The organism is Streptomyces gilvosporeus (assembly GCF_002082195.1).
GTDB classification, from domain to species: Bacteria; Actinomycetota; Actinomycetes; order Streptomycetales; family Streptomycetaceae; genus Streptomyces; species Streptomyces gilvosporeus.
In genome coordinates, this window is record NZ_CP020569.1 from 1585325 (window position 1) to 1596941 (window position 11617).

11 protein-coding genes are annotated in these 11617 nt (G+C 72.4%); 8 read left to right on the top strand and 3 right to left on the bottom strand.

The annotated features are described in order from the left end of the window. Window positions 1–21: 21 nt before the first annotated feature. Window positions 22–789, bottom strand: coding sequence for a group II truncated hemoglobin (locus tag B1H19_RS06960; RefSeq protein WP_083103743.1), 768 nt, complete (start codon window positions 787–789; stop codon window positions 22–24). A gap of 168 nt (window positions 790–957) precedes the next feature. Here B1H19_RS06960 and B1H19_RS06965 point away from each other — a divergent pair, with 168 nt between their 5' ends. The 6 genes from B1H19_RS06965 (at window position 958) to B1H19_RS06990 (ending at window position 6777) form a co-directional block, all read left to right on the top strand. After that, window positions 958–1866 (top strand): LysR family transcriptional regulator, encoded by a 909-nt coding sequence (locus B1H19_RS06965; protein ID WP_083103744.1) that lies wholly within the window; start codon window positions 958–960, stop codon window positions 1864–1866. Between the two features lie 104 nt (window positions 1867–1970). Further along, window positions 1971–2162 (top strand): DUF6381 family protein, encoded by a 192-nt coding sequence (locus tag B1H19_RS06970; protein ID WP_083103745.1) that lies wholly within the window; start codon window positions 1971–1973, stop codon window positions 2160–2162. A 217-nt stretch (window positions 2163–2379) separates the two neighbouring features. Then, window positions 2380–2871 carry a MarR family winged helix-turn-helix transcriptional regulator gene (locus B1H19_RS06975; RefSeq protein ID WP_083103746.1) on the top strand — a complete coding sequence of 164 codons (492 nt, stop codon included), beginning with the start codon at window positions 2380–2382 and terminating at the stop codon, window positions 2869–2871. A gap of 118 nt (window positions 2872–2989) precedes the next feature. Further along, window positions 2990–3751 carry an HAD family hydrolase gene (locus tag B1H19_RS06980; protein WP_083103747.1) on the top strand — a complete coding sequence of 254 codons (762 nt, stop codon included), beginning with the start codon at window positions 2990–2992 and terminating at the stop codon, window positions 3749–3751. Further along, a complete protein-coding gene (locus B1H19_RS06985; protein ID WP_083103748.1) occupies window positions 3751–6177 on the top strand; it encodes a glycoside hydrolase family 65 protein in 2427 nt (808 codons plus the stop codon). The genes B1H19_RS06980 and B1H19_RS06985 overlap by 1 nt, the downstream gene beginning before the upstream one ends. Before the next feature lie 87 nt (window positions 6178–6264). Beyond that, window positions 6265–6777, top strand: a complete 513-nt coding sequence (locus B1H19_RS06990) for a mycothiol transferase (RefSeq protein WP_083103749.1) — start codon at window positions 6265–6267, stop codon at window positions 6775–6777. 51 nt (window positions 6778–6828) lie between these two features. On the opposite strand, the gene B1H19_RS06995 is transcribed toward B1H19_RS06990, so the two are convergent. Further along, window positions 6829–7830 carry a LacI family DNA-binding transcriptional regulator gene (locus B1H19_RS06995; protein WP_083103750.1) on the bottom strand — a complete coding sequence of 334 codons (1002 nt, stop codon included), beginning with the start codon at window positions 7828–7830 and terminating at the stop codon, window positions 6829–6831. A 246-nt stretch (window positions 7831–8076) separates the two neighbouring features. Here B1H19_RS06995 and uriH point away from each other — a divergent pair, with 246 nt between their 5' ends. Both uriH and uriT read left to right on the top strand, forming a co-directional pair. Further along, complete coding sequence (gene uriH, locus B1H19_RS07000; protein ID WP_083103751.1) at window positions 8077–9027, top strand: uridine-preferring nucleoside hydrolase UriH; 951 nt, start codon at window positions 8077–8079, stop codon at window positions 9025–9027. Continuing rightward, window positions 9024–10463, top strand: a complete 1440-nt coding sequence (uriT, locus tag B1H19_RS07005; RefSeq protein ID WP_083103752.1) for a uridine transporter UriT — start codon at window positions 9024–9026, stop codon at window positions 10461–10463. Before uriH ends, uriT begins: the two co-directional genes overlap by 4 nt. A 17-nt stretch (window positions 10464–10480) precedes the next feature. Here the strand turns inward: uriT and B1H19_RS07010 are convergent, their stop codons facing one another. After that, window positions 10481–11608, bottom strand: a complete 1128-nt coding sequence (locus B1H19_RS07010) for an aromatic ring-hydroxylating oxygenase subunit alpha (protein WP_237289183.1) — start codon at window positions 11606–11608, stop codon at window positions 10481–10483. Between the last annotated feature and the right edge of the window lie 9 nt (window positions 11609–11617).

Below are 11617 nucleotides of genomic sequence, written 5' to 3' on the forward strand. Positions count from 1 at the left end.
GCGCCCCGCACACCGCCCCCTTCATGCGGTCTCGTTCCCGCCGTCTTTCTCCCAGCCCCAGCGCGGCGTCGCCCCCGGCTCGCCCAGGTCCGCGCCGTCCGGCTGCCGGGAGACGTCCTGGGCGATACGGGTACCCCAGTCGAAGTACTCCATGACGCGGCGGCGCAGCGCCGGGTCGGGCGGCAGCTCCCTGTCCACGGCGCCGGACATCAACTCCAGCCAGCGCAGCCGCTGTTCGTCCGTGACGGCCAGGCCCAGATGGGCGCGCAGCAGCCCCTGGTGGCCGCCGGCCGTGGCGGTGAAGTCCGCCGGTCCGCCGAAGACCTCGGCGAGCCAGACGGCGACGTGTTCGCGGTGCTCGGGCGTGAAGTGGGCGAACACCGGGGCCAGGACGGGGTCGGCGAGGACCGCCGCGTAGAAGGTGTCGCTCAGGCGGCGGAGGGCGCCGATGCCGCCCACGGCCTCGTACAGCGTCGCGGCCCGCGGCGCGGAGGCCACCGCGGTGCGCGCGTAGTGCTTCATCTCCTCGATGTCGTCGATGTACGGGCGGACGCGGTCGAGGAAGTCGCCGAAGAGCGGGCCGCCGCGGAAGCCCTTCAGATGGTCCTCGACGGAGGTCCATTCGATGCGCAGGATGTAACGCTCGGGCTCCTCGACGCCCTGCGCCAGGTCGTATCCCAGGCACTCCGGCGCCGCGTCGAGCTGTTCGGCGGCGGCCGCATACGCCTTCTCGAAGGCGGCGCGCCGCTCCGGGTCGGCGATGCGGTAGCGGATGTACTCGGTCGTCATGCGGAGCGCTCCTTGCCGGCGCGCACGGCGCCCGGGTCGGTCGACGGATGAGCAAAGGTCGGGTTTCCACGCTACGAGCGGCCCTCCCCGTCAACAAGCGGAGCTTGTTGTCGATCGACAAGCCGGGGTTGTCGACGGGGCCGGTGCGCCGACCTACGATGCGGCGGTATGGAACCCGAACTGCGGCAGATGCGGTACTTCGTGGCGGTGGCCGAACGGCGCAGCTTCACCCGCGCCGCGGACGACGTGTATGTCGCCCAGCAGGCGCTCAGCCAGCAGGTCAGGGCGCTTGAGGACATCCTCGGCGTACGGCTCCTGGAGCGGACCTCGCGCCGGGTCGAGCTCACCGCGGCCGGGGCGGCGTATCTGGCCGACTGCAAGCGGATCCTCGCGGCGGCGGGGCGGGCGGCGCGGCATGCGCGGGCGGTGGCGGCCGGGGAGGTGGGCCGGCTGCGGGTGGCCTATACGGTCAGCGCCGTGTACGAGACCCTTCCGGCGCTGACCGCGCTGCTCGCGGAGGAGTATCCGCGGCTGGAGGTCGAGACGCGGGAGATCTTCGCCGCGGATGTGTGCCGCACGCTGCGGGAGGAGCGCTGCGATATCGCGCTCGCGCCGCGCACCGGCTACCCGAAGGGGCTCGCGCAGCGGACCGTGCGGCGCGAGGAGCTGAGGGTGGCGGTCGGCGACGGCCATCCGCTCGCCGGGCGCGAGGAGGTGGCGCTCGCACGGCTCCGGGACGAGACCTTCCAGCTGTGGCCGCGGGAGATGGCGCCCGGCTACTTCGACGCCGTGGTCGACGCCTGCCGGGAGGCGGGCTTCCGGCCGGTGCTGGACGACACCGCCTCGGGCTCCAACGCCTGGGCCGGTATCGCCGCCGGGCGCGGGGTCAACCTCGTGGTGGCGTCGCTGGCCCATCAGCTGCCGCGCGGCATCACGCTCGTACCGCTGGCCGAGCCCCGCCCCGGCCTGCGGATCGACGCGGTCTGGCGGGATGACCAGCAGCATCCGGCGGTGCCCGGTTTTCTGCACGCCTGCGCCGAACTGGCCCGGCGCAAGGGGTGGCCGACGGACGGGTAGCGGGTCGGTCACAGGGGGCGATTCTTCGACATGCCGGGGGCCGCGGAGCCTGGTTGGCTGAGAGATGAGGTAGGGCGACTTTCGCCCACGACCAAGGAGTGATCATGGGCGCTACGGACGAAGCACGTCAGCGTCTCCAGCAGATGCGCGAGAAGGCCCAGCAGCTGACCGAGGCCGCGGAGAAGACCACGGACCCCAAGGAACGGCAGCGCCTCCAGGAGAAGGCACGCAGGCTCCAGAGCCAGACCGAGCAGGAGAGCAGCATGGGTGGCGGGGACATCTACCCGTCGCAGTGAACACGGCGCGCGCCGAGAACAACTCGGCAGAGCCGGCGCGGGTGGCCCCCGGCCCGTACGGACCGGAGGTCACTTCTCTTCCCCGGGGGCCGAGTTGGCCCGCTGACCACGCACGTTTCGCGGGACATCCGATACATCCGCCCCCGCTGCTTGGGTGATCATCCGACCCTGGTCGAGGAGCCGGTTGTCCGCCGACGCCGCGTGGTTGAGTCTTCCCATGGCTGACAAGACCGCTGTCCCCGACCTGGCCCCCGCCCCCGCGCCCGCGGTTCCGCAGGCCCTCACCGACGCGCCCGGCTACCAGGTGCGCCGGCTCCACCAGGCGTATGTCGCGCTGTGGGCACGCGCGGTGGACGCGACGCTCACCGGGCCGCAGTTCGCGGTGCTGACGGCCGTGCACGCGGCTCCCGGGCGCGACCAGCGGTCGATGGCGTCGGCGGTGGCGCTGGACACCTCCACGATGGCGGATGTGGCCCGCCGGCTGGAGAACCGCGGTCTGCTCGTCCGCCGTCCCGACACCGCCGACGGCCGCCGCAAGTTGCTGTATCCGACCGATGAGGGCGAACGGACCCTGCGCGCCGTCCACGAGCGCGCCCGCGGGCTGACCGAACGTCTCCTGGAGCCGTACGACGACGAGCGGCGCGCCGACCTGATGCGTCTGCTGACGTCCCTGGCCGACCGCTGGGAGGGCCTGGACAGGGGCTGCTGACCGCCCGGACCGTCCCCGGGTCCGCGGGCGCGCCGCCCGCCGGAAGTCGTGGTGCCATGGAGGGACAGTCCGGCACGGGAATCCGGCAACGGCCCGGCTGACGAAGGGATGCGTCAACATGAGCGGCGCGCCGTCGCCCGCCGCGTGCCTGCGTTCGCTGCGGGCCGTGGTCCTCGACACCGACGGGGTGATCACCGACTCCGCGCGGGCGCATGCGGCCGCCTGGAAGGGCGCCTTCGACGCCGCCCTGGAGGCCGCCGGCGGGCAGGAGCCGTTCGATCCGGTGGGCGAGTATCTGACGTATGTCGACGGGCGGTCGCGGCAGGACGGGGCGGCCGCGTTCCTCGCCTCCCGTGGGCTGCGGCTGCCGCTGGGGGAGGCGGACGATCCGCCGGGGACGGGGACCGTGCGGGCGGTCGCGGCCCGTAAGGACGCGCTGTTCACGGCCGGTGTGCGCGCGGACGGCGTGGCCGTCTGGCCGGGCACGGTGCGGCTGCTGGAGGTGCTGCGGCGCGAACGGGTGCCGTGCGCCGCGGTCTCCGCCTCCCGGCATGCGACCGAGCTGCTGTCGGCGACGGGGGTGCTCGCGCTGCTCGTCACCGTCGTGGACGGTAACGAGGCGCACCGCCTCGGGCTGCCGGGCAAGCCGGATCCGGCGCTCTTCCTGGAGGCGGCCCGGCGGCTGGAGGTACCGGCCCGGGACGCGGCCGTGGTGGAGGACGCGCTGGCCGGCGTCGAGGCCGGACGGCGGGGCGGCTTCGGGCTGGTGGTGGGCGTGGACCGCACGGGCAGCCCGGCCCGCGCGGCCGATCTGCGCCGCAGCGGCGCGGATCTGGTCGTGGCCGATGTGGGCGAACTGCTGACCTCCGGGGAGGGCTGATGGACTCGGGCTGGACGTGGTCGTACGAGGGCTACGACCCGCAGGCGGAGCGGCTGCGGGAATCCCTGTGCACGCTGGGCAACGGCTACTTCGCCACCCGGGGCGCGGCCACCGAGACGCTCGCCGGCCCGTCGCACTACCCGGGCACCTATGCGGCGGGCTGCTACAACCGGCTGACCTCGACGGTGGCGGGCCGGGAGATCGAGAACGAGGACATGGTCAACCTGCCGAACTGGCTGCCGCTGCGCTACCGCATCCGCCCCGACGACGCGCCTCCGGGCCCGTGGCTCTCCCCGGATCATGAGCAGCTCAAGGAGTACCGGCAGACGCTGGACCTGCGGCACGGCACGCTGACGCGCTGGTCGACGTACGAGGACGAGGACGGGCGCCGGCTGAAGGTGAAGCAGACCCGGCTGGTCCATATGGAAGATCCTCATCTGGCCGCTCTGCGCACGCTGTTCACCGCCGACGGCTGGGCGGGCCAGGTCGAGGTGTCGACGGGGATCGACGGCGATGTCCGTAACGAGGGGGTGGCGCGCTACCGGGAGCTGGCCAGCCGGCACCTCGGCGACTGGGAATGCGGGCGCGAAGGGTCCGACATCGTCTGGCTGAACTGCCGCACCGTCGATTCGGACGTCCGGATCGCGCTGGCCGCCCGGATCCAGGTGGGCTCGGGGCGGGGCGTGCCGCCGCGTACGACCGCGCACACGGCCGCGGGGATCGGCCAGCGGCTGCGGCTGCCGGTCCTGGGGACCGGGGCGCGGGCCGTCGTCGACAAGACGGTCACGCTCTACACCTCGCGCGACCCGGCGATCGGCAGCCCGCTGGAGGCGGCCGTGGACGGTGCGCTCGCGGCCCCGGAGTTCCCGCGGCTGCTGGCCACGCACCGGGCCGCCTGGGAGCGCCTGTGGCAGCGGGCGGAGCTGGAGGTGCCCGGGGAGGCGGGCGAGATCCTGCGGCTGCATCTGTTCCATGTGCTCCAGACGCTCTCCCCGCACACCGCCGAACTGGACGTGGGCGTCCCGGCCCGCGGGCTGCACGGCGAGGCGTACCGCGGCCATGTCTTCTGGGACGAGCTGTTCGTGCTGCCGTTTTTGAACCTGCATCTGCCGGAGGTCTCCCGGGCGCTGCTCGACTACCGTCACCGGCGGCTGCCCGCGGCCTGCCGGTCGGCGCGGGAGGTCGGCCGGGCGGGGGCGATGTACCCGTGGCAGAGCGGCAGCGACGGCCGGGAGGAGACCCAGCAGCTGCACCTCAATCCCCGCTCGGGACGCTGGCTGCCGGACCATTCGCATCTCCAGCACCACGTCGGCTCGGCCGTCGCCTACAACGTGTGGCAGTACTGCCAGGCCAGCGGCGACAAGGAGTATCTCTACGGCCACGGCGCGGAGATGCTGTTGCAGATCGCCCGGTTCTGGGCGGACTGCGCGCAGTGGGACCCGGCGCTCGGCCGGTACCGCATCCGCGGGGTCGTCGGGCCGGACGAGTACCACGACGCCTATCCGGGCGCGGCCGAACCAGGGCTGGACGACAACGCGTACACCAATGTCACCGCCGCCTGGGTGCTGATGCGGGCGCTCGATCTGAGCCAGGAGCTCCCCGAGGCGTTGCGCCGGGAGCTGTGCGAGCGCGAGCATCTGCGCGACGAGGACCTGGCCCGCTGGGACGATGTCGCCCACGGGCTGCATGTGCCCCACCACGACGGCGTCATCAGCCAGTTCGCGGGCTATCAGGAACTGGCGGAGCTGGACTGGGCGGAGTACCGCAGGCGTTACGGCGACATCCGGCGGCTGGACCGGATCCTGGAGGCGGAGGGCGACACCGTCAACCGCTATCAGGCGTCCAAGCAGGCCGATGTGCTGATGCTCGGCTATCTCTTCTCACCGGACGAACTCACCGAGGTCTTCCGCCGGCTCGGCTACACCCTTGACGACGACCTCTGGCGCAACACCGTCGCCTACTACCTCTCCCGTACCGCCCACGGCTCGACGCTCAGCGCGCTGGTGCACGCCTGGGTACTGTCGCGGGTGCGGCACGCCGACGCCTGGTCGTACTGCGAGGAGGCGCTGACCGGCGATGTCGCCGACCTCCAGGGCGGGACCACCACCGAGGGCATCCATCTGGGTGCGATGGCGGGCACCTTGGACCTCGTCCAGCGCGGTATGACCGGCCTGGAGACCCGCGACGAGGCGCTGTGGCTGGCGCCGGCACCGCTCCCCCAGCTCTCGAAGTTCGCGGTACGGATCCGCTACCGGCGGCACTGGGACATCGGGCTCCAGCTGCGCGCCGAGCGGGTCCGGGTGGCCGTACCGGACCTGGGGAACGGGACGGTCGAAGTGCGGCTCGGCGGGCGGCTGTTCACCGTCGCCCCCGGAACGACCCGCTGGCTGGACCTCCCCGCCACGTCCGGCTACCCCACCCGATGAAGCCCGGAGGAAACCCGGAGGAAGCCCCGAAAAGGCCCGGAGGATCCACCGAAAGCCCCGAGGAGGCCCCGAGGAAAGGAGCCCGTCATGACCGCCAGCACCGACCTGCTCATCGATGCCTTCGGGCGTATCCGGGAGAGCGTCGACGATGTGCTCTCCGGGCTCGGCACCGCCGAACTCGGTACCCGTATCGAGGACGAGGCCAACTCCATCGGCTGGCTCGTCTGGCACCTCACCCGGATCCAGGACGACCACCTCGCCGATGCGGCCGGCACCGAGCAGATCTGGACCGCGCAGGGCTGGTACGAGCGGTTCGGGCTGCCGTTCGCGGACTTCGACACCGGTTTCGGCCACTCCCCCGACGATGTGGCGGCCGTCTCCGGTATCGGCCGGCAGCTCCTGAACGGCTATCACGGCGCGGTGTACGACAACACGGTGCGCTATCTCAAGGAGCTGCACGTCAAGGACCTGGAACGGGTCGTCGACGAGGGCTGGGCGCCACCGGTGACGCTGGGGGTGCGGCTGGTCAGCGTGCTCGCGGACGATTTCCAGCACGTGGGGCAGGCGGCGTTCATCCGCGGGGTGCTGCGGCGGGGTTAGGGCCTGTCCGATGGGTCAGGGTCGGAAAGGCCCTAGGGCCTGCTCCTGTGTTCAGCGTGAGCCCTCGGCGCTGGAGGCCCGCACCACCAGTTCGGGCGTGAGACGTACCGTCCGGCGGGAGGCGGAGCCGGCGGGGCGGTGGGTGAGGAGGCGGGTGGCCTCGGCGGCGAGTTCGGGGACCGGCTGGCGGACGGTGGTCAGGGCCGGGTCGGCCAGGCCCGCCAGGGGGATGTCGTCGAAGCCGGTGACCGCGACCTCGCCGGGTACGTCGGCGCCCAGTTGGCGCAGCCGCTGGAGGGCGCCGACGGCGATGAGGTCGTTGGCGCAGACGACGGCGTCCGGGCGGGCGGGCCACAGGCGGTCGACGGCGGCGCGGCCCCAGGCGACGGAGAAGTCGCCCAGTTCGGTGCGGCCGGGCGCCTGCGGGCCGAAGGCGGCGGCGCCGGTCTCGTAGGCCACCCGCCGTTCGACGGCCGTGGACGCGGTTCCGGCGGCGCCGATGAAACAGGGGCGGCGGCGGCCGGTGGCGGCCAGGTGTTCCAGGACGAGGGCCGTTCCGGCGGCGTTGTCGACGGCGACGGAGTCGGCGACGCCGGGGCCGCAGCCGCGGTCCAGGAGGACGAGCGGGACGCGGGCGGCCGCCTCCAGGACGGCGTCCCGGCTGTGGTGTTCGTCGGCCGGTATCAGCAGCAGGGCGTCGACCTGCCGGTCCAGAAGGGCGCCGATCCGGGCGGCCTCGGTCAGCGGGTCGTCGTCGCAGTCGGCGAGCAGGACGGCGCGGCCCTCGGCGTGCAGGGCGTGTTCCAACTCCCGTACCAGGGACGGGAAGAAGGGGTTGGTGATCTGCGGCAGGACCAGGCCGACGGTGCCGGTGGAGCGGCTGCGCAGGGCGCGGGCGACCTGGTTGGGGCGGTAGCCGAGGCGTGCGGCGGCCTCGCGTACGGTGCGGGCGGTTTCGGCGCCGACCGGGCGGGTGCCGGCCAGGACGCGGGACACGGTGGCCACCGAGCAGCCGGACGCCCGTGCGACGTCCTTCAGGGTCACTTCGGCCACGCTGCTGCGCCCCTTTGCGCTCGGTCGGGACCCGGGTCGGGCTCGGGTGGCGGCAAACGTTATCACCGCCCCTCCGGCCCGTCCGTACCGATGAGTAGCAGGTCACATGCCTCACACTCCGTTGACATTCGGCCGGTCGATGGGCGAAATTCCCGGAGAACGTTTTCCCGAGGTAGCAGCCTTCTGCGGGCGCGCCTACGAGACGTCACCGCCGCACCACCTCCGCAGAGCAAAGGGGCTCCTCCGTTGGCCAGAAAGATCATTCTCGACTGCGACCCGGGGCACGACGACGCCGTCGCCATGCTGCTGGCGCACGGCAATCCCGACGTCGAGCTGGTCGCGGTGACCACCGTGGTCGGGAACCACTTCCTGGAGAAGGTCACGCGCAACGCGCTGTCCGTGGCCACCATCGCCGGTATCACCGGCGTCCCCTTCGCCGCCGGCTGCCCGCGTCCGCTCGTCCGGGACATCCAGATCGCGACGGAGGTCCACGGCGAGACCGGTCTGGACGGCCCCGAGCTGCCCGAGCCGGCGTTCGCGCCGGACCCGCGGCACGCCGTCGACCTGATCATCGACACCGTCATGGCGCACGAGCCGGGCGAGATCACCCTGGTGCCGACCGCGGGGCTGACGAACATCGCGATGGCGGTGCGCAAGGAGCCGCGGATCGCGGAGCGGGTGCGCGAGGTCGTGCTGATGGGCGGCGGCTTCCACGAGGGCAACTGGAGCGCGGTCGCCGAGTTCAACATCAAGATCGACCCCGAGGCCGCCCATATCGTCTTCAACGAGAAGTGGCCGGTCACCATGGTCGGCCTGGACCTGACCCACCAGGCGCTGGCCACCCCCGAGGTCGAGGCGAAGATCGCCGCCGTCGGCACCAAGCCCGCGCGCTTCGTCCTGGAGCTGCTGGACTTCTTCCGCGAGGCGTACCGCGAGAACCAGGGCTTCGAGCACCCGCCGGTGCACGACCCGTGCGCGGTCGCCTATGTCATCGACCCGGACGTGATGACGGTCCGCAAGGCCCCGGTCGACATCGAGCTGCGCGGTGAGCTGACCCTCGGGATGACCGTGACGGACTTCCGTGCGCCGGCGCCCGCCGACTGCACCACCCAGGTGGCCGTCAAGCTCGACCACGAGCGGTTCTGGAACCTGATCGTGGACGCCCTGGAGCGGATCGGGGAGGGCGGCGCCGCATGAACACCCTGACCACCGACGGCCGCCCCGCCGAGGCGGCCACGGGATCCGGCGTCCGGATATCCGTCCTGGTCATCGCGCTGCTGGCGGCGTGTTTCGCGTTCCAGCTCAATGCGAGCATGCTCAGCCCGGCGCTCACCAGCATCCAGGACACCCTCGGCGCCAGCTCCGCCGAGATCGGCCTGACCCAGACCGCGTTCTTCACCTCCGCGGCGCTGTTCTCCCTGTTCCTGCCCCGCCTGGGCGATGTCATCGGCCGCCGCAAGGTGCTGGTCGGCATGCTCGGCCTGATGGCCGTGGGCTGTGTGGTCGCCGCGCTGGCGACCAGCGTCCCGATGCTGTTCGTCGGCCGCATCATCCAGGGCGCCTCCGGTCCGGTCGTCCCGCTGTGTCTGATCATGCTGCGGGTCGAGGTCACCGAGCCCAAGCGGTACGGCACCCTGCTCGGCGTGATCACCGCCGTCAACGGCGGTATCGCCGGCGTCGACTCCCTGGCGGGCGGCTATCTCGCCGACCACCACGGCTTCCAGTCGGTGTTCTGGGCGATGGCGGTGGTCGCCGCGGTGGCCACGGCGCTGATCGCCACCCTGACGCCCGAGTCCAAGGCACCCGAGGCGACCCGTATGGACTGGCCCGGCGTCGCCTTCCTCGTGGTGTCCATCGGCGCGCTGCTGATCGCGCTGAACGAGGCCGGCAAGCTCGCCGCGGCCGACTGGTCGCTGATCGCGGTGCTGCTGGTCGTGGCCGTGGCCGCCTTCGCCGCCTTCTGGCGGACCGAGAACGCCAGCGGCCATCCGCTGGTCGCCACCCGGCACCTCAAGCAGCGCGGCACCTGGGCGACGCTGCTGACCACCGTGCTCACCATGACCGGTGTGTTCGCGGTGATGAACGGCCTGATCCCGGCGTTCGCCCAGGACTCCCAGGCCGGACTGGGCATGAGCGCGGAGCAGTCCGCCTGGTGGACCCTGACGCCGTACGCACTGGCCGGCCTCGCCATGGGCCCCCTCGCCGGCCGGCTGGCCGCCACCTTCGGCTACCGCCGGGTGCTGCGCTGCGGTCTGGTCGGCTCGGTGGCGACCGTCGCCCTGCTGTTCCTCACCCTCGGCAGCCATTCGCGTCTCCTGCTGCTGGCGGCCTCCCTCCTGGTGGGCATCGCCTACGCGGGCGTGGCGAACATCGTCCTCAACGGACTGGGCATCGTCCTGTCCCCCCGCGAGAACCCGGGCTTCCTGCCCGGTCTGAACGCGGGCGCCTTCAACCTCGGCGCGGGCCTGAGCTTCGCGCTGCTGTACGCGGTGAAGACCGCCTGCGACCCCGCGGACGCCACGTCCCCCGCCGGGTACACGGCCGGAATGATCGCGGGCGTCGTCATCATGGCCCTGGCCATCGCGACGTCGTTCCTGATCCCCAAGCCGGTGGCCGCCGAGACCACCGCCTGAGGCACGCCGCTACCGGGTCACCGCCCGTCCTCCAGACAGGCGGTGACCCAGGCGTGAAAGGCCCCGATGTGGTGCTCGCTGGGCACCAGCACCCCGCCGTCGCGGTAGGCGCGGGAGTCCATGGCGGGCTGGGTGCGCTCGCAGGCGGCGAAGTCCTGGGTGTTGACCCGGTGGAAGAGTTCGACGGACCGGGAGACATCGGCGCCGGAGGCGACGACCTCCGGCAGATACAGCCAGTCGCATTCGACGCGCGTCCGGTCGGCGGCCATCGGGAACATCCGGTGGACGATGACATGGTCGGGGACGAGGTTGAGGAACGTCTGCGGGCGGACGGTGACCGCGTAGTAGCGGCGGTCCTGGGCGTCCTCGATCCCCGGCAGCCGGCCGAAGCCCGCGCCGCCGTCGACGGTGAACCCCGCCGCCTCCCGGGCGAATTCCGCGCCGTGGCCGACGTAGTACTGCGCGGCGAGTCCCTCCGCGAACTCCGGGAGCACCTCGGTCAGTTCGGGGTGGATGGTCGCACAGTGGTAGCACTCCATGAAGTTCTCGACGATCAGCTTCCAGTTGGCCCGGACGTCATAGGTGATCCGCTTGCCGAGGGCGAGGCCCTCGGTGCCGTAGCGGTCCAGGGCCGCGGCGTCGCCCAGCCGTTCGGCCGCCGCGCCGATCACCGTCTCCTCGAAGGACGGCGGCCGGTCGGCGAGGCACACCCAGGCGTACCCCAGCCATTCGCGCAGCGGGACGGCGAGCAGACCGCGTGCGGTGCGGTCGACGTCGGGCATCTTCTGGAGGTTGGGGGCGGCCACCAGGCGGCCGTCGAGGTCGTAGGTCCAGGCGTGGTAGGGGCACTGGAGGCTGCGGCGGACCTCGCCGGACTCGTCGGTGCACAGCTGCGCGCCGCGGTGCCGGCAGACGTTGAGGAAGGCGCGCAGCGCGCCGGCGCGGTTGCGGGTGACCAGTACGCTCTCCCGGCCGATGGTGACCGTACGGTAGGCGCCCGGCCGCTCCAGGTCGGCGGCGCGCACCGCACAGCACCACAGCCGCTCGAAGATCTTCTCCTGCTCCTGGCGGAAGAGGCCGGGGTCGGTGTAGTAGCGGCCGGCGAGGGTGGCGATCAGGCTGGGGGACGTCGGGGTCGTCGTCACGGGCGTACT

Excerpts from the sequence above, each read along its gene's own strand:
- B1H19_RS06960 (WP_083103743.1), bottom strand. The coding sequence starts at position 789 with ATGACGACCGAGTACATCCGCTACCGCATCGCCGACCCGGAGCGGCGC.
- B1H19_RS06965 (WP_083103744.1), top strand. The coding sequence starts at position 958 with ATGGAACCCGAACTGCGGCAGATGCGGTACTTCGTGGCGGTGGCCGAA.
- B1H19_RS06970 (WP_083103745.1), top strand. The coding sequence starts at position 1,971 with ATGGGCGCTACGGACGAAGCACGTCAGCGTCTCCAGCAGATGCGCGAG.
- B1H19_RS06975 (WP_083103746.1), top strand. The coding sequence starts at position 2,380 with ATGGCTGACAAGACCGCTGTCCCCGACCTGGCCCCCGCCCCCGCGCCC.
- B1H19_RS06980 (WP_083103747.1), top strand. The coding sequence starts at position 2,990 with ATGAGCGGCGCGCCGTCGCCCGCCGCGTGCCTGCGTTCGCTGCGGGCC.
- B1H19_RS06985 (WP_083103748.1), top strand. The coding sequence starts at position 3,751 with ATGGACTCGGGCTGGACGTGGTCGTACGAGGGCTACGACCCGCAGGCG.
- B1H19_RS06990 (WP_083103749.1), top strand. The coding sequence starts at position 6,265 with ATGACCGCCAGCACCGACCTGCTCATCGATGCCTTCGGGCGTATCCGG.
- uriT (WP_083103752.1), top strand. The coding sequence starts at position 9,024 with ATGAACACCCTGACCACCGACGGCCGCCCCGCCGAGGCGGCCACGGGA.